Origin of the sequence: Streptomyces sp. NBC_00086, assembly GCF_026343255.1 — a bacterium.
Taxonomy (GTDB): domain Bacteria; phylum Actinomycetota; class Actinomycetes; order Streptomycetales; family Streptomycetaceae; genus Streptomyces.
On sequence record NZ_JAPELZ010000001.1, the window covers coordinates 3,547,640 to 3,563,179 of the forward strand.

15 protein-coding genes and 1 pseudogene are annotated in these 15,540 nt (G+C 72.9%); 8 read left to right on the top strand and 8 right to left on the bottom strand.

Going from position 1 to position 15,540, the window contains the following annotated elements:
* Positions 1 to 180 precede the first annotated feature (180 nt).
* On the top strand, positions 181 to 1,737 hold the full coding sequence (locus tag OG276_RS15780) for a M28 family metallopeptidase (protein WP_266905930.1): 1,557 nt from the start codon (positions 181 to 183) through the stop codon (positions 1,735 to 1,737).
* A 310-nt stretch (positions 1,738 to 2,047) separates the two neighbouring features.
* On the opposite strand, the gene OG276_RS15785 is transcribed toward OG276_RS15780, so the two are convergent.
* Entirely contained in the window at positions 2,048 to 3,049 is a 1,002-nt protein-coding gene (locus OG276_RS15785; RefSeq protein WP_266912860.1) for an SAM-dependent methyltransferase, read from the bottom strand.
* Between the two features lie 127 nt (positions 3,050 to 3,176).
* Between OG276_RS15785 and OG276_RS15790 the strand changes: the two genes are divergently transcribed.
* Both OG276_RS15790 and OG276_RS15795 read left to right on the top strand, forming a co-directional pair.
* Entirely contained in the window at positions 3,177 to 4,376 is a 1,200-nt protein-coding gene (locus OG276_RS15790) for a sensor histidine kinase (protein ID WP_266905932.1), read from the top strand.
* A gap of 2 nt (positions 4,377 to 4,378) precedes the next feature.
* Positions 4,379 to 5,074 carry a response regulator transcription factor gene (locus tag OG276_RS15795; protein WP_266905934.1) on the top strand — a complete coding sequence of 232 codons (696 nt, stop codon included), beginning with the start codon at positions 4,379 to 4,381 and terminating at the stop codon, positions 5,072 to 5,074.
* A gap of 56 nt (positions 5,075 to 5,130) precedes the next feature.
* On the opposite strand, the gene OG276_RS15800 is transcribed toward OG276_RS15795, so the two are convergent.
* The 3 genes from OG276_RS15800 to OG276_RS15810 form a co-directional block, all read right to left on the bottom strand.
* Positions 5,131 to 5,745 (bottom strand): hypothetical protein, encoded by a 615-nt coding sequence (locus OG276_RS15800; RefSeq protein WP_266905936.1) that lies wholly within the window; start codon positions 5,743 to 5,745, stop codon positions 5,131 to 5,133.
* 187 nt (positions 5,746 to 5,932) lie between these two features.
* On the bottom strand, positions 5,933 to 7,270 hold the full coding sequence (locus tag OG276_RS15805) for a PH domain-containing protein (protein WP_266905938.1): 1,338 nt from the start codon (positions 7,268 to 7,270) through the stop codon (positions 5,933 to 5,935).
* A gap of 62 nt (positions 7,271 to 7,332) precedes the next feature.
* A complete protein-coding gene (locus OG276_RS15810; RefSeq protein WP_266905940.1) occupies positions 7,333 to 7,824 on the bottom strand; it encodes a PH domain-containing protein in 492 nt (163 codons plus the stop codon).
* A gap of 135 nt (positions 7,825 to 7,959) precedes the next feature.
* On the opposite strand from OG276_RS15810, the gene OG276_RS15815 reads away from it, so the two are divergent.
* From OG276_RS15815 to OG276_RS15830, 4 genes and pseudogenes are all read left to right on the top strand, one after another.
* Positions 7,960 to 9,102 carry an NADH-quinone oxidoreductase subunit D gene (locus OG276_RS15815; RefSeq protein WP_266905942.1) on the top strand — a complete coding sequence of 381 codons (1,143 nt, stop codon included), beginning with the start codon at positions 7,960 to 7,962 and terminating at the stop codon, positions 9,100 to 9,102.
* A 70-nt stretch (positions 9,103 to 9,172) separates the two neighbouring features.
* Positions 9,173 to 10,081, top strand: a complete 909-nt coding sequence (locus OG276_RS15820; protein ID WP_266905944.1) for an arylamine N-acetyltransferase — start codon at positions 9,173 to 9,175, stop codon at positions 10,079 to 10,081.
* A gap of 85 nt (positions 10,082 to 10,166) precedes the next feature.
* Positions 10,167 to 10,382, top strand: coding sequence for a hypothetical protein (locus OG276_RS15825; RefSeq protein WP_266905946.1), 216 nt, complete (start codon positions 10,167 to 10,169; stop codon positions 10,380 to 10,382).
* Between the two features lie 51 nt (positions 10,383 to 10,433).
* Positions 10,434 to 10,689: pseudogene (locus tag OG276_RS15830) on the top strand (alpha/beta hydrolase); the annotation flags it as partial.
* 30 nt (positions 10,690 to 10,719) lie between these two features.
* Here OG276_RS15830 and OG276_RS15835 read toward each other — a convergent pair.
* The 4 genes from OG276_RS15835 to OG276_RS15850 form a co-directional block, all read right to left on the bottom strand.
* The gene (locus OG276_RS15835; protein ID WP_266905948.1) at positions 10,720 to 11,850 is read right to left on the bottom strand and encodes a hypothetical protein; all 1,131 of its coding nucleotides are present in this window, start codon (positions 11,848 to 11,850) and stop codon (positions 10,720 to 10,722) included.
* A gap of 97 nt (positions 11,851 to 11,947) precedes the next feature.
* The gene (locus OG276_RS15840) at positions 11,948 to 12,937 is read right to left on the bottom strand and encodes an ABC transporter substrate-binding protein (protein WP_266905950.1); all 990 of its coding nucleotides are present in this window, start codon (positions 12,935 to 12,937) and stop codon (positions 11,948 to 11,950) included.
* A 56-nt stretch (positions 12,938 to 12,993) separates the two neighbouring features.
* Positions 12,994 to 13,659 carry an ABC transporter permease gene (locus OG276_RS15845; protein ID WP_266905952.1) on the bottom strand — a complete coding sequence of 222 codons (666 nt, stop codon included), beginning with the start codon at positions 13,657 to 13,659 and terminating at the stop codon, positions 12,994 to 12,996.
* Positions 13,659 to 14,384 (bottom strand): ABC transporter permease, encoded by a 726-nt coding sequence (locus OG276_RS15850; protein ID WP_266905954.1) that lies wholly within the window; start codon positions 14,382 to 14,384, stop codon positions 13,659 to 13,661. The genes OG276_RS15845 and OG276_RS15850 overlap by 1 nt, the downstream gene beginning before the upstream one ends.
* A 133-nt stretch (positions 14,385 to 14,517) precedes the next feature.
* Between OG276_RS15850 and OG276_RS15855 the strand changes: the two genes are divergently transcribed.
* The gene (locus OG276_RS15855; RefSeq protein ID WP_266905956.1) at positions 14,518 to 15,534 is read left to right on the top strand and encodes an ABC transporter ATP-binding protein; all 1,017 of its coding nucleotides are present in this window, start codon (positions 14,518 to 14,520) and stop codon (positions 15,532 to 15,534) included.
* The last annotated feature ends 6 nt before the right edge of the window (positions 15,535 to 15,540 follow it).

Sequence of the window (15,540 nt, forward strand, 5' to 3'; positions counted from 1 at the left end):
CCGCTCCCCCACTCGGCGCAACGCACCCGACCTGCGTCTGCATCCGCGTCCCCACACCCCTGCACGCCGCATCCCTGCACGCCGCACCCCCGCACGCCGCATCCCTGCACGCCATAGCCCCAACGCCGTACGCCATACGCCATACGCATGCGCACGCGCATCTGCCGTGGAAGGACTTTCATGCCCTCACGCCGTATAGCCGCAGCCACCGCCGCCCTGGCGGCCGCGGCACTCGTCTCCCCGCTGCTCCTCGCCGGGCCCGCCGGAGCCACCGGCAGCCCGCAGAGTGACGCCGCCCGGGGTGACGCGCTGGCCCGAAAGCTGGTCAAGGACGCCACCGGCAAGGGTGCCAACAACCACCTGAAGGTCTTCCAGGCCATCGCCGACTACAACAAGGGCAACCGGGTGGCGGGCTCGAAGGGCCACGTCCAGTCGGCCCAGTACGTCGAGCTCGTCATGCGCGCGGCCGGGTACAAGGTCACCAAGAACGAGTTCGACTTCGTGTTCGTCGAGACGGTCGCCGAGACCCTGAAGGTCAACGGCCCGGCCGGCCGCGACGTACCGATCAAGCTGATGACGTACACCGCCAGCGGCCCGGCGAACGGCGTGACGGCGCAGATCGCCGTCGCCCCGGTCGACGCCGACGGCACCAACGGCTGCGAGCCCGCCGACTTCGCCGCGGGCACCTTCACCGGCAAGGTCGCGCTGATCAAGCGCGGCGGCTGCGCCTTCGCGGTCAAGCAGCAGAACGCCGCCACGGCCGGCGCGGTCGGCGCGGTGATCTACAACAACGCCGAGGGCGCCCTGAACGGCACCATAGGTTCGGCCGACGCGGGCAAGATCCCGACCGGTGGCGTCACGCTGGCCGAGGGCCAGCGGCTCGCCGCCGACGCCGCCGCGGGACCGGTCGAGGTCACCCTCGACATCCGCGAGTTCCGGGAGAACCGCAAGACGTACAACGTCGTCGCGGAGACGCGGGGCGGCGACGAGAACAACACCGTCTTCCTCGGCGCGCACCTCGACTCCGTCGCGGCGGGCCCGGGCATCAACGACAACGGCTCCGGCTCGGCCGGCATCCTCCAGGTCGCGCAGAAGCTCGCGCACAGCCAGGGCAAGATCAAGAACAAGGTCAAGTTCGCCTGGTGGTCGGCGGAGGAGTTCGGCCTGCTCGGCTCCGAGGCGTACGTCGCCGGGCTGACGGAGGAGCAGAAGAAGCAGATCAAGCTGTACTTGAACTTCGACATGATCGCCTCGCCGAACGCCGCGTACTTCGTCTACGACGGCGACGACTCGGACAAGGTCGGCTCGGGCCCCGGCCCCGAGGGTTCGGCCCAGCTGGAGAAGGGGATCAACGACTTCCTCAACTCCAAGAACATCCCGCGCGAGGGCACCGACTTCTCGGGCCGCTCCGACTACGGCCCGTTCATCGAGGTCGGCATCCCCTCGGGCGGTACGTTCACGGGCGCCGAGGGCATCAAGACGGCCGAGCAGGCCGCGAAGTTCGGTGGTCAGGCCGGTGTCGCGTACGACGTGAACTACCACGGCAAGGGCGACACGATCGCGAACATCGACCAGAAGGCGCTCGACATCAACGTCGACGTCATCGCTGACGCGGTCGGTCACTACGCGTTCGATCTGGCGCCGCTGGGTCGGCCGGTCGTCTCCGAGCCGACCAATGGCGGGGGCAGTGGGGGTGGCCTCCACGAGGGCCACGACCACGTCGACGCCACGGAGTAGTCCGTCCCGAGGGGGCGGGTAGGGAGGCGGCCGCTGCGCGGCGCCGAGTCCCCTACCCGCCCTTCCTCCGTTCCCCGGGCGCTGCCCGGACCCGGAAAGACCCTGGGGCTCCGCCCCGGACCCCGGTCCTCGAACGCCGGACGGCTGAGATGGCCGGCGCCGGCCAAATCCAGCCCCTCCGGTGTTTGAGGAGCGGGGGTCCGGGGGCCGGCCCCCGGGAACGGCGCCGCGCGCGCACTCGGGTCCGGGCAGCGCCCGGGGAACGGTGGAAGAGCGGGTAGGGGATTTCGCCCCGCGCAGCGGCAGTCGCCTACCCCGGCCAGGGCCCCACCCCGACCGGCTGGACCAGCCAGCCGAAGTCGCCCAGCCCGCCCCGCGCGGTGAGTTCCGCGGCCTCCCCGGCCCCCGACAGGGCCCGTACGTACGCCGCCGGGTCCGTAGAGGCCAGTGCCAGCGGGGGCCGGGCCCCCGAGACGCCGAGGGCCGTCAGCGCGTCCCGCTGGGTCAGCAGCACCGCCCCCGGCCCCGCGCACGCGTCGAGCGCGACGTGCGCGGTGACGTCGCAGCTCCCGTCCGGCACCGGGGCGGTCTCCCGCCCGGCGCGGAAGCCGGTCAGCGTCCCGAAGGGCGGCCGGGCCTCCCGGGTGTGGGCGTAGTCCACCGCGACCGCGAGCCCGCGCTCCACGGTCGCGACGGCCGCCGCCCAGGCTTCGTCACGCGGCCGGCCGATCTCCGCCCGGCCCCCGCCGGACTCCTCGCCGGACTCCCCTCCCGACTCCGCGCCCGCCTCCGGCCACCACCGCTCCAGCCAGTCCCGGTCCGGGCCGTCCACAGGTCCGCCCGGGCGCTCCGTACCGTCCCGCGCGACCTCCACGTAGCGCCCGTCCTCCGCGAGGTCCAGCGGTACGTTGTCGAGCCACTCGTTGGCGAAGAGCAGCCCCCGGATCCCCCGGGGCGGCTCGCTCACCCAGCGGATCCGCCCGTCGAGCCCGGCGGGCCGCCCCGCGCGCTCCACCCCGTACGGCCGCACCCGCGCGGCCGTCTCCGGCGGCAGCGCCGCAAGCACCCCGGCCAGCAGCTCCCCGCGTCCGGCCCCTACGTCGACCAGGTCCAGCTCCTCCTGGCGACCGAGCTCCCCGTCCACCCACAGGAGCAGCCGGGCCACGGCCCGCGCGTAGAGCGGCGAGGCGTGCACCGACGTGCGGAAATGCCCTGCGGGGCCGGGCCCGCCGGGGCGGACGTAGAAGCCGTCGGGGCCGTACAGCGCCCGCTCCATCGCCGTCCGCCAGCGGACCGGCCCCTCGTGCTCCATGGCTTCACCCTGAGTGCTCATCGCTGAAAGGTTATGGTCGCCTCCACCTCCGGTAGTACTCGCGTCTCGCACGGATCGCCCCTCTGGTTGACTCCAGCACCTATCGGCTGTCCCTACTCTGGGTTACGTGCAGCGCCTCTACGATTTCCTCCGCAGACACCCGACGGGCGTCGACAGCTTCTGGGCTGTCCTCTTCTTCGGGTTCTCGATGGCCGTCGTCGCCTCGATGCACGAGGGCACCACCGCCGCGCTGCTCGCCACCCCGTGCGTGGTGGCGCTGAGCACCGCCGTGGCCCTGCGCCGCAAGTGGACCGTCCCGATGTTCTGGCTCACCGTCGCCACCGGCCTCTACCAACTGGCCATCGGCGCGGAGGCGAACTTCTACGACTTCGCGATGCTCGTCGTCCTCTTCACGGTCGCCGCCTCGGACGTGCCGCGCTGGGTCTCGCGCACCGCCCTGGGCTGGGGGCTGCTCGCCTCCCCGCTGTACTTCCTGCGCATCGGCGTGGACAAGGGGGTCTCGGGCGTCGAGAGCATCCTCTTCGTCATGTTCCTGATGGTCCCCTTCGCCCTCGCCTGGGTGATGGGCGATTCCCTGCGCACCCGCCGGGCCTATTACGCCCAGCTCGTCGAGCGCAACCAGCGCCTGGAGAAGGAGCGCGCGGCCCAGGCCAAGGTGGCCGTCGCCGCCGAGCGGGCCCGCATCGCCCGCGAGCTGCACGACGTCGTCGCGCACAACGTCTCGGTGATGGTGGTCCAGGCCGACGGAGCCGCCTACGTGATGGACGCGGCCCCCGAGCAGGCCAAGGAGGCCCTGCAGACCATCTCCGGCACCGGGCGCCTGGCCCTCGCCGAGATGCGCCGGCTGCTGGGCGTGCTGCGCACCGGCGAGCCGCAGGAGTCCGAGGACTACGTGCCGCAGCCCGACGTGGAGCAGATCGAGGTGCTGGTCGAGCAGGTACGGGCGGCCGGGCTCTCGGTGGACTTCGAGGTCGAGGGCGCCCCGCGCAAGCTGCCCAGCGGCGTGGAGCTGACGGCGTACCGGATCGTCCAGGAAGCGCTGACGAACACGCGCAAGCACGGCGGCCCGGCCGCGAAGGCCAGCGTGCGCCTCGTCTACTTCGACGACGGGCTCGGCCTGCTCGTCGAGGACGACGGCCGGGGCGCGGCCCGCGAGCTGTACACGGACGGCGGCGCGGACGGCGCCGGACACGGGCTGATCGGCATGCGCGAACGCATCGGTATGGTCGGGGGCACCCTCGACGCGGGCCCCCGGCCCGGTGGCGGCTTCCGGATCAGCGCCCTGCTCCCCCTGAAGAAAAGGTGACCATGTCCTTCCCCACCGGCCCCTCCATCCGCGTGATGCTGGTCGACGACCAAGTACTGCTGCGCACCGGTTTCCGGATGGTGCTCGCCGCACAGCCCGACATGGAGGTCGTCGCCGAGGCCGGCGACGGCCTGGAGGCGCTGGAGGTGCTGCGGGCCACCAAGGTGGACGTGGTGCTGATGGACGTCCGCATGCCCCGTCTCGACGGGGTCGAGGCGACGCGCCGCATCTGCGAGCCCGAGGAACACCCCAAGGTCATCATCCTGACCACCTTCGACCTCGACGAGTACGCCTTCTCGGGCCTGAAGGCGGGCGCGAGCGGCTTCATGCTCAAGGACGTCCCGCCGGGCGAGCTGCTGGCCGCGATCCGCTCGGTGCACAGCGGCGACGCGGTCGTCGCCCCGTCCACGACGCGGCGGCTGCTGGACCGGTTCGCGCCGATGCTTCCGTCGACCTCGGCGGAACCCCGGAACAAGGACGTCGAGCGGCTGACCGAGCGCGAGCGCGAGGTCATGCTGCTGGTCGCCCAGGGCCTGTCGAACGGCGAGATCGCCGCCCGCCTGGTCCTGTCGGAGGCCACGGTCAAGACCCACGTGGGCCGCATCCTGACCAAGCTGAACCTGCGCGACCGGGTACAGGTCGTGGTCCTGGCGTACGAGACCGGGCTGGTCCGCGCGGGCGGCGGCGGGGCGGCGTAGCCCCACCCCCGGCGGCGGCGGAGCGGGCTCGCCCCGCCGCCGCCCGGCGGGGCGGTCTAGAAGCGCTGCACGAACTCGCACGTGCCCGGAACGACGGCGTCGAGGGTGGCCGAGTCGGCCAGCAGCATGTCGAAGTCACCGGTGTTCTCGCCGCAGTTGATCCGGTCGTATCCGCCGTTGCGGCTGAGGACGGTGTCGTTGCCGCCCCGCCCGTCGAAGGTGAGGGTGCTGCCCGGCGAGGCGTTCCAGCCGTCCGAGTCGGTCAGCCGGTCGGCGCCGCTGCCGCCGACGAGGATGTCGTCCCCCTCCCCGCCGACGAGGTCGCTGGGGATCGCGGTGTTGTTGGTGGCCACGTCGTCGCGGTCGCCCAGCGACGCCTGGATGCGGGTCACCCCGGCCGCCAAGCCGCAGCGGACGGTGTTGGGATTGCCGAACTGCACACAGCCGAACCCTGGGGTCAGGGCGTTCGCCGCGTCGCTCACCTGGAAGAAGCCGCCGCTGATGCTGAAGGTGACGTTGTTCGACTCTCCCGGCAGCGCGGCGAAGTTGATCTGGCTGCCGTTGCGCATCACGAACGCGGGGTCCGCCGACGCGGGGCCGGCGAGGGCCAGCGTCAGCGTGAGGGCGGCCAGGGCGGGAGCGGCGACGCGTGCCGTACGGAGGATGTTCACGGGTGCTGTCCTTCGGTTGCCGCATGCGGACCGGGTCGAGGGTCCGTCGGTCCTGAGCGCTACCCAGAGCAACCGTCAGTTTCATATCATCTACACGGAGTTACCTAGACTGCCGTACACAAGACCCCGTCCGGCCGCCGCCGACCGGCCCAGCGCGGGTCCCGCGGGCCGCGTGCCCGCCCGGACCTCAGGTCATCCAGCGGTCCGGGCGGGCCGCGGCCCGGGAGGTGCGGGAGCGGGCCGCCTGCGCGTGGAGCAGCTCGGCGGCCTCGGCCGCGTCGCGCAGGCGGGCCGTGACCGTGCCGTTCGCGCCGGTGTCCACGCAGACGTCGGCCACCCCGCGGGCACGCTCCCAGGGGCCCTGGGTCAGCCGCACGCTCTGCACCTTGGCGTGCGGGACGATCTCCGTACGCCGGCACAGGCGGCCGTGGCGGGCGGCGAACACGTCCGCGTTGACGGCCAGGCCGTACCCCTTCCACCACACCGGCACCACCCAGCGCGATCCGCTCCGGGGCGAGGGCTCGAAGACCAGGCCCCCGAGGTCGACGCCGGGCAGCACCCGCTCGACGACGGCGTGGGCGTCGGCCCGGGTGGCCACCGGGACCAGGACGTTGTTCTTCGAGCCGGCCACCGCCAGCTCCACCCGGACCCAGCCGCGCCGGCGCCACAGCAGCGGCTCGACGATCCGTACGGTCTGCACCCGGCCCGGCGGCACCGTCTCGTGGGCGCGGTCGAGCATTCCGTGGTCGATCCGGAGCCCGTCCGGGGACTCGGCGACCCGCCAGTCGTACTCGGTCAGGAACCGGCCGGCGCTCCCGGCCCACATCGCGCCCAGGACCGGGAGCAGGGCGACGATGGCCACCCACGGGCTGGAGCTGAACCACCACACCAGCGAGGGACCGACGATCCCGCCGGCGAGGATCGCCCAGGTGGTCAGGGTGAGCAGCAGGGACACCACCAGATCGCGCGGCCCCACGCGGAGCAGCTCCCGCTCGGGGGCCTCGCCCATGAGCGGCGCCTCGGCCGGGGTGAAACCGGCCGCGCGGGCGAGCAGCTCGGCGCGCAGCGAGACGGCGTCCTTCTCCGAGAGGAAGGCCAGCTCGTCCTTGGCCTCGGTACCGATGACGTCGAGCCGCAGTTTGGCGACGCCCGCGAGACGGGCGAGCAGGGGGCGGGTGACGTCGACCGCCTGGATCCGGTCGAGGCGGATGTGCGCGGTGCGGCGGAAGAGGAGGCCGCTGCGGATGCGCAGTTCGGTGTCGGTGACGGCGTAGTGCGTGAACCACCAGCTGAGGAAGCCGTACGCGCCGAAGACGAGGACCAGCGCGACCAGCGCGAGGACCCGCAGCATGACGGAGACGGCCGTCACCCACTCGGTGAAGTTCTGCCCCTGCTGGGCGGCGAGGCCGATGGTCGCGGCGATCGGCACCCAGGCACGGCGCAGCGGGGTGAGGAAATGCAACCGCCGCTCCTGGCCGGGTACGGGCGCGGGCGCGGGCCCTTCGCCCGCCACGGCCCCTGCCACGGCTCCGGCTCCGGCTCCTTCACGCGCCACCGCGCCGGCCCCGTCGTCCCCCGCCGGCGGCGTCACAGCCCCGCCGACCTTGCCTCGCCGAGCTCCGTCAGCCGGTCGCGCAGCCGTTCCGCCTCCTCGGGCGCGAGTCCGGGGATCCTGGCGTCGGACGCCGCCGCGGCCGTGTGGAGCTGTACGGAGGCCAGCCCGAAGCGGCGCTCCAGCGGGCCCGAGGTCACCTCCACCAGCTGCATCCGCCCGTACGGCACCACGGTCTGCTCCCGCCACAGCACGCCCCGGCTGATCAGCAGGTCGTCCGCGCGCTCCGCGTACCGCCAGGACCGCCAGTTCCGTCCGAGCACCACCCAGCCCCAGGCCAGCACCAGCAGCCAGAACCCGCCGGCCGCCGCCCACCCCGGGCCGGCCGCCATTCCCAGTACGACGGCCGTCACCACCGTGAAGAGGGACATCCACAGCACCAGCAGCAGCCTGCGCAGAGTCAGCAGTCCTCCCGGCAGCCCCACCCACTCCGGCAGCCCCGTCCCACCCTCTGTCCCCGTGTCCATCCCCCCACCCTAGGCCGGTGCCCCCTCCTCCGGGCAGGGCCGGGACCTGTCGTCGAACTTCCGCCGGCCGCCGCGCCCCGATCCGCAATCCGGACCGAGCTACGGCTCACCCCCGCCGGCTGAGACAATGCCGCCATGACGGAGACCACGGTCGGCATCGGCGGCGCGGCGGAGAGCACCGACATGGTGCTCAACATCGGCCCCCAGCACCCTTCCACGCACGGCGTGCTGCGCCTGCGCCTCGTCCTGGACGGCGAGCGCATCGTGAGCGCCGAGCCGGTGGTCGGCTACATGCACCGCGGCGCCGAGAAGCTCTTCGAGGCCCGCGACTACCGCCAGATCGTGATGCTCGCGAACCGCCACGACTGGCTGTCCGCGTTCTCCAACGAGCTGGGCGTGGTCATGGCCGTCGAGCGGATGCTCGGCATGGAGGTGCCCGAGCGGGCCGTGTGGATGCGGACCCTGCTCGCCGAGCTGAACCGGGTCCTGAACCACCTGATGTTCCTCGGCTCGTACCCCCTGGAGCTGGGCGGCATCACCCCGATCTTCCACGCGTTCCGCGAGCGCGAGGAGCTCCAGGCCGTCATGGAGGAGATCTCCGGCGGCCGCATGCACTACATGTTCAACCGGGTCGGCGGCCTCAAGGAGGACCTCCCGGCCGGCTGGCTGGGCCGGGCCCGCGCCGCCATCGCCGACGTCCGCACGCGCATGCACGTGTACGACGACCTGGTGCGCGGCAACGAGATCTTCCGCGCCCGCACCCGCGGCGTCGGCGTCCTGTCCGCCGAGGCCGTCCACGCGTACGGGGTCTCCGGCCCCATCGCCCGCGCCTCCGGCGTCGACTTCGACCTTCGCCGCGACGAGCCGTACCTCGCCTACGGCGAGCTCCAGGACGTCCTGAAGGTCGTCACCCGCACCGAGGGCGACTGCCTGGCCCGCTTCGAGGTGCTGCTGGAGCAGACCCACAACGCCCTGGACATCGCGGTCGCCTGCCTGGACCGGATGGCGGAGCTGGCACCCGGCCCGATCAACCAGCGGCTGCCGAAGGTGCTGAAGGCGCCCGAGGGCGAGACCTACGCGTGGACCGAGAACCCCCTCGGCATCAACGGCTACTACCTGGTCTCCAAGGGCGAGAAGACCCCGTACCGGCTCAAGCTGCGCTCGGCGTCGTACAACAACATCCAGGCGCTCGCGGTGCTGCTCCCCGGGCAGCTCGTCGCGGACATGGTCTCGATCCTCGGTTCGCTCTTCTTCGTCGTCGGTGACATCGACAAGTGACCGGGCTCGCGGCCGCTGTCCCACCCGCCGCCCGGGGGCCGCTGTCCTACCCGCGGCCTAGGCTGCCCGCATGACCTCCGGCACAGCAGCAGGCCCCGACTCCGGCATGGACGCCCCGTACGCCGCCTACCTGCGGCGGCTCGGTGTCGAGGAGCCCGGCGCGCCGTCCGTGGAGGGGCTGTTCGCCCTCCAGCGGGCGCACCTGGAGCGCGTCCCGTACGAGAACGTCGACATCCAGCTCGGCCGCGCCCCCGGCATCGACCCCGAGCTGTCGGCCCGCCGCTTCGCCGCCGGACGCGGCGGCTACTGCTTCCACCTCAACGGGGCCTTCGCGGTGCTCCTCGGCCACCTCGGCTACGAGGTCACCCGCCATGTGGGCGGCGTGTACAAGGAATCCCAGTCCGAAGAAGCCCTGCGGGGCGTGAGCGGCGACCACCTGGCGCTCACCGTCCGCGTGCCGGGGGCGGGGGCGGGCGGGGACCGCGTCTTCTACGTGGACACCGGGCTCGGCGACGGCCCGTACGAGCCGCTGCCGCTGCGCGAAGGCTCGTACGAGCAGGGGGCCTTCACCTACTCCCTGGAGCACCTGCCCGGAACGGGCTGGCTCTACCGCAACCCGGGCAGCTCCGCCCCGCTCGTGAACTTCCGCACGGAGCCCGCCGACGCGGCCGCGGCGGCCGTCTTCGAGGCCGAGCACGTCCGGCTGTCGACCTCCGAGGACTCCGGTTTCGTACGGACCTTCGCGGCCCTGCGGCGCGACGCGGACGGCATCGACACCCTGCGGGGGCGGGTGCTGAGCCGGATCGACCCGGTGAAGGGGAACTCGGAGCGCGTGCTGGAGGGTCCGGAGGAGTTCTTCGCCGCGCTGGAGGGCGTCTTCGGCCGGGTGCTCGACGACCTGACCCCGACCGACCGCACGGCCCTGTGGACCCGGGTGGCCCGGGCCCACGAGAGCTGGGCGGCCGGGCGAGAGGGCTGACCGGGAGCGGCGCCGCCCGGCGGGCCGCGGCCCGGTCCCGCCGGCCGGGCGGGCCGATGTCCGTGGGGCAGGGCAGACTTGGGGGATGTCCCTCTCACCCCGCCGGGCCTGCCCCTCATGCGGCCGCGACTGCGCCGTCACCGCCGGGCGGATCGCCCGCCACGACCCGCCCGCCGGGCGCGGCCGCGGGGACCTCGTCTCCTGCCCCGGCTCCCGCGCCCGTGTGACCCTCGGCGCCGCCGCCCCCACGCTGGACGGCTTCACCCTGTCCCCGCTGCCGGGCCAACTCCCGCTGTTCTAGGAAGGCTCGCCGGGGTCTCGGGCAGGGGACAGCACCCCATAACCGCCGTGGGACACCCGGTCCTCGGTCACCGCCTCCGTGGACATGCTGAAGGCCGCCCGGACCGCGGCCGACCGGCTGGGGCGCCCCGTCACCCGGGACGTGTACGCCACCGGGTTCTCCCGGGGCGGCCAGGTGGCGATGGCACCGGGCCGCGAACTGTCCCGCCCCGGAAGCCGCTTCCGGCTTCCACCTCTCCTCTTACGCGGACCCGGCCGAGGTGTTCCGCGCACCTTATGCACAGGCTGTGGAAAGTCTGTTCGACGGGAAGCCCGCCGCGCCGGGAGACCGGGCCGCGCTAGGAGATCGCGGTGCGGAGCTGGACCACGTCGATCGACTCGGTCTCGTCGTGGGCGGTGAGGTCGATGACCTGGCCCACGGCACGCTGCTCGGCGGTGGGCGCCTTGAACTCCGGCTCCGCCCCGCCCCGGGCGGACTCCGCCTTGTGGACGGCGAGGGCCTCCTCACCGACGACGTCGGCGAGGTCCTCGTTCTGGACGGACTCGATGACCGCGCGGGCCTGCGCGGCCGTCTTCGTACCGAAGAAGTCGAAGCCGCCCTCGACGCGCGAGGCCGGACGGCGCTGCGCGGCGTACGGGGCCACGGCGGCCGCGAGCCTGCGCGCGGGAACGGCGGCCGCCGGGCCCGCGGGCACCGGGCCGGCGAGTGCGGGGCGGGAGTGCGCCTCCAGCTGGGCCGGCTTCGCCGGGGCGGCGGGGGCAGCCGGGGCGGCGGGAGCCGTGGGAGCCGCCGGAAGAGCGGGAGCGGCCGGAGCCGCGGAGAGGGCGGGAGCCGCCTTCCGGGCCTCCGGGGCGGAGGCGGCGGCGGCCTTCGCCGCCTTGTCGGCCAGCGCCACGAGTGCGGCGTGGGCGCGGGCGAAGCCCACCGAGGTGGCGGCGCCGGCGCTGGTGCGCTCCTCGGACACCGCGGGAAGTTCCTTGGGACCGGCGGCGGAGGCGGAGGCGGCCGGGGCCGCGACCTCGATGGCCAGCAGCCGGCGTCCCTCCAGGGCGCTCGCCCGCTCGGTCTCGGCGGTGGCGTACCGGCGCAGCAGAGAGGCGTGCTCCCCGCGCAGGGCCGCGAGTTCGACCCGCTTGGCGCGCAGTTTGGCGTCGAGCTTGCCGCGCAGCACCCGGGCCTCTTCGAGGTCGGATTCGAGCTCGGCTATCCGCTCGTCCGTGCGCCACTCGTCCTTCACCCGCTCGCGCCCGAGCTCGCTGACCCGGCGGCCGGCCGACAGGTCCCAGGAGCGCATGACGACGGCGCCGGCCAGGCCGGCGGCCGCGGTGAGCGCCACGAGCAGGCGCAGCGCCATCGGTTCCGCGAGCAGCCAGGCGGCGCCGGCGCCGGCAACGGACACACCGGCGACGGCCGTCGGCGTGAGCAGCCGGTGAAGGGGTTCGGGATTGCGGTGGCGTCCACGGGGCATGGCCTGAAATTTACAGGGCGTGGACAGGGTGTGGGGTAGCCGCCCGGGAATCTGTTTCCGAGCAGTTACCGCACCGCCCTCACGAAAGGCGCAACTCCTACTTCTTCAGCAGCCCCTTGGACTCCAGATAGGCCTTGGCGACATCCGCCGGCTTGGCGCGCTCGGCGTCGACCTTGCGGTTCAGCTCGACGAGGTCGGCCGTGGTGAGCGCCTTGGTGATCTTGTCGAGGGCGGCCGCGATCTCGGGGGCGCCGGCGTCCTTGGCGTTGACCACCGGAAGCACGTTGTCGGCGTTCTGGAGCTTCTTGTCGTCCTCCAGCAGGACGAGGCCGAAGCCGTCGAGGGTGGCGTCCGTGGTGGTGGTGAGGACCAGCTGGTCCGCGCCGTCCTTCACCGCCTGCTTGGCCTGCGGGGTTCCGACGCCCTTGGGGTCAATACCGGAAACATCGATTCCGTATGTCGTCTTCAATCCGGGTGCGCAGAAGGGGCGCACCGCGCATTCGTCACCGGCCGCGATCTTCACCTTCAGACCGGACTTGCCAAGATCGGAAAGGGTCTTGAGATTGTTCTTCGTGGCGAATTCCTTGCTCACCGCGAAGGCGTTCTGATCGACCGCCGAGCCCGCGGGCAGCGCCTTCAGCCCCAGCGGGCCCGCCAGCTTCTCCAGGGCCGCCACCGTCGCCGTCACATCGCTCGACGCGACCGGCTTGTCCGTCGGCGCCTTGGAGCCGTTCACCTTGGCATTGAGGAACTCCGCGAGGGTCGCCGCGTACTCCGGGACGACGTCGATCTCGCCCTTCTCCAGCGAGGGTTCGTACAGCTCGCGGTTGCTCACCGTGGTGATCGAGGTGCTGTAGCCGGCGTCCTTGAGGATCTGCGCGTACAGCTCGGCCAGCACGTTGGACTCGGTGAAGCCGGCGGCGCCGATGACCAGCTTGCCGCCCTTGCCGGTCTCGGCCGACCCGGCGGCGGCGGAGGAGCCGCCGTCCTTGGTCTTCTCCAGGCTGTCGCCGCCGCACGCGGCGAGCGATGCGGTCAGGGCGACCGCGCCCAGGGCCGCGCCGAGGGCGCGCGTGGACTTGCTCATCTCAATCTCCTTCAAGGGGTGGTCCGACAAGAGGTGGGCGAGGTGTCGGGGCCCGCTCAGCGGGTGGCCGCGCCCGGCAGCAGCCGGTCCGCCGCCAGCAGCGCGCCCTCCACGAGCAGGGCCAGCGCGGCGACCAGCAGGGCGCCCGCGACGACCTGCGGGGTGTTGTACGTGTTGAAGCCGGCGGTGATGATCCGGCCGAGGCCGCCCTGGCCGACCATGGCGGCGATGGTGGCCGTGGCGATGACCTGGACGGCGCCCGAGCGCAGTCCCGTCATCACCAGGCCGCGCGCGAGCGGCAGTTCCACCCCCCAGAAGAGCTGGCGGCCGGACATGCCCATGCCCCGGGCGGCTTCCACCACCGAGCGGTCCACCTCGCGCATGCCGACGTAGGCGTTGGTCAGGAGCGGCGGGATCGCGAAGAGCACCAGCGCGGCGATGGTGGGCACGTACCCGGCATTGCGCAGCGGGGAGACCATGAACAGCGCCAGCACCGCGAAGACCGGGACGGCCCGCCCGATGTTGGAGACGTTGACGGCGAGGCCGCCGCCCTTGCCGAGGTGGCCGAGCCACAGCCCGACCGGCAGGGCCACCGCGCAGGCCAGCGCCAGGGCGATCCCGCTGACGTACGCGTGCTCGCCGAGCCGGTGCCAGACCCCGCTCTCCCCGGACCAGTTCGCCCCGTCGGCCAGCCAGTCCCAGACCTGTCCCAGCACTCCCATCAGACGGCTCCCGCGCTGACGTCGGCGCCGCGGGCGGCGCGGGTCCTACGGGGCGCCCGGGTCGCACGGGTCCAGGGGGTCAGCAGCCGCTGGAGGCCGAGCAGCGCCAGGTCCGCCACGAGCGCGAGGAGTACGCACAGCACCGCGGCGGTGAGCACCTGGGCCTTGAAGGAGCTGTTCACCGCGGGTGCGATGAGATTGCCGAGGCCGCCCTTGCCCACGATGGAGCCGACCGTCGTCAGCGCGACCGTGGAAACGGTCACGATCCGGACGCCGGCCAGCAGGGCGGGCAGTGCCAGCGGCAGCTCGACCTGCCACAGCAGCCGGCCCGGGCCGTACCCCATCCCGCGCGCGGCTTCCCGTACGTCCTCGGGCACGGCTTCGAGACCGGCCAGCACGTTGCGCACGAGGATGGTCAGCGAATACAGCACCAGGCCGGTCACCACCAGCGCCGCCGACAGCCCGAACACCGGCAGGAGCAGGGAGAACATGGCGAGCGAGGGGACCGTGTAGAGCAGGGTGGTGAGACCCAGGACGGGGGCTGCCCAGTGGCGGCCGCGGCGGGCCAGCAGGGCGAGCGGGACGGACACGGCGATGCCGATCAGCACCGACACGCCCGTGATCCACACGTGTTCGAGGGTGGCGTCGGTGAGCTCCTGGGAGCGGGACGTGACGTACTCCCAGCAGATCCAGTCGTTCGCCACCAGGCAGTTCTGCCCGGCCATCGCTCCTCACCCCCCGTCACCGACCGTACGTAGGAGCGACCATAACCCCCGGCACCGACAATGGCCGGAATCCTTCGCACACGGGCAACACGCCCTTCACAAACGGACCCCGCGGGTAGGGAAAGATGGCGGGGTGATCCGATTCGAGCAAGTGACCAAGCGGTACCCCGACGGGACGACCGCCGTCGCGGACCTGTCCTTCGAGGTCGCCGAGGGCGAACTGGTCACCCTGGTGGGCCCGTCCGGCTGCGGCAAGACGACCACCATGAAGATGGTCAACCGGCTCATCGAGCCGACCTCCGGCCGGATCCTGCTGAACGGCGAGGACATCGCCGCCGCCGACCCGGTCGAACTGCGCCGTCGCATCGGCTACGTCATCCAGCAGGTCGGGCTGTTCCCGCACAAGACGGTGCTGGAGAACACGGCGACCGTGCCGCAGCTCATCGGCACCCCGAAGGCCAAGGCCCGCGCGCGGGCCGCCGAACTCCTCGACCTGGTCGGGCTGGACCCGGCCGTCTACGGCGGCCGCTACCCGGAACAGCTCTCCGGCGGCCAGCGCCAGCGCGTCGGCGTGGCCCGGGCGCTCGCCGCCGACCCGCCGGTGCTGCTGATGGACGAGCCGTTCGGCGCGGTGGACCCGGTGGTGCGCGAGCGGCTGCAGAACGAGTTCCTGACGCTCCAGCAGACCGTGCGCAAAACGATCCTGCTGGTCACGCACGACCTGGAGGAAGCCGTCCGGCTCGGGGACCGCATCGCGGTCTACGGGGCGGGCACCATCGAGCAGTTCGCCAGCCCGGCGCAGGTCCTGGGCGCCCCGGCGACCGACTACGTGGCCGGCTTCGTCGGCTCCGACCGCGGACTGAAGCGCCTCGCGGTCACCGCCGTGGCACAGGCCGACCTGACCGACCTCGCCGACCTGGCCGACCGGACCGGCCGGACCGGCCTCGCCGATCCGGCCTCCGCCGACGGAAAAGCCCCCACCGCCAAAGTGGCGCTGGGGGCCAGTCTGCGCGAGGCGCTCGCGCTGCTGCTCCAGGAGGACTCGGGGCGGATCGGGGTCACGGATCCCGACTCCGGCGAGCTGATCGGCGTACTCACCCCGGAAGGGGTGCACCGGGCCCTGCGCCGGGCCCGGTTGCAGGAGGCCTGACCACTC

What these genes read in the sequence shown, in the direction of transcription:
- OG276_RS15780 (WP_266905930.1), top strand. Translation starts at nt 181, where the DNA reads ATGCCCTCACGCCGTATAGCCGCAGCCACCGCCGCCCTGGCGGCCGCG.
- OG276_RS15785 (WP_266912860.1), bottom strand. Translation starts at nt 3,049, where the DNA reads ATGGAGCACGAGGGGCCGGTCCGCTGGCGGACGGCGATGGAGCGGGCG.
- OG276_RS15795 (WP_266905934.1), top strand. Translation starts at nt 4,379, where the DNA reads ATGTCCTTCCCCACCGGCCCCTCCATCCGCGTGATGCTGGTCGACGAC.
- OG276_RS15810 (WP_266905940.1), bottom strand. Translation starts at nt 7,824, where the DNA reads ATGGACACGGGGACAGAGGGTGGGACGGGGCTGCCGGAGTGGGTGGGG.
- OG276_RS15815 (WP_266905942.1), top strand. Translation starts at nt 7,960, where the DNA reads ATGACGGAGACCACGGTCGGCATCGGCGGCGCGGCGGAGAGCACCGAC.
- OG276_RS15820 (WP_266905944.1), top strand. Translation starts at nt 9,173, where the DNA reads ATGACCTCCGGCACAGCAGCAGGCCCCGACTCCGGCATGGACGCCCCG.
- OG276_RS15825 (WP_266905946.1), top strand. Translation starts at nt 10,167, where the DNA reads ATGTCCCTCTCACCCCGCCGGGCCTGCCCCTCATGCGGCCGCGACTGC.
- OG276_RS15835 (WP_266905948.1), bottom strand. Translation starts at nt 11,850, where the DNA reads ATGCCCCGTGGACGCCACCGCAATCCCGAACCCCTTCACCGGCTGCTC.
- OG276_RS15840 (WP_266905950.1), bottom strand. Translation starts at nt 12,937, where the DNA reads ATGAGCAAGTCCACGCGCGCCCTCGGCGCGGCCCTGGGCGCGGTCGCC.
- OG276_RS15845 (WP_266905952.1), bottom strand. Translation starts at nt 13,659, where the DNA reads ATGGGAGTGCTGGGACAGGTCTGGGACTGGCTGGCCGACGGGGCGAAC.
- OG276_RS15850 (WP_266905954.1), bottom strand. Translation starts at nt 14,384, where the DNA reads ATGGCCGGGCAGAACTGCCTGGTGGCGAACGACTGGATCTGCTGGGAG.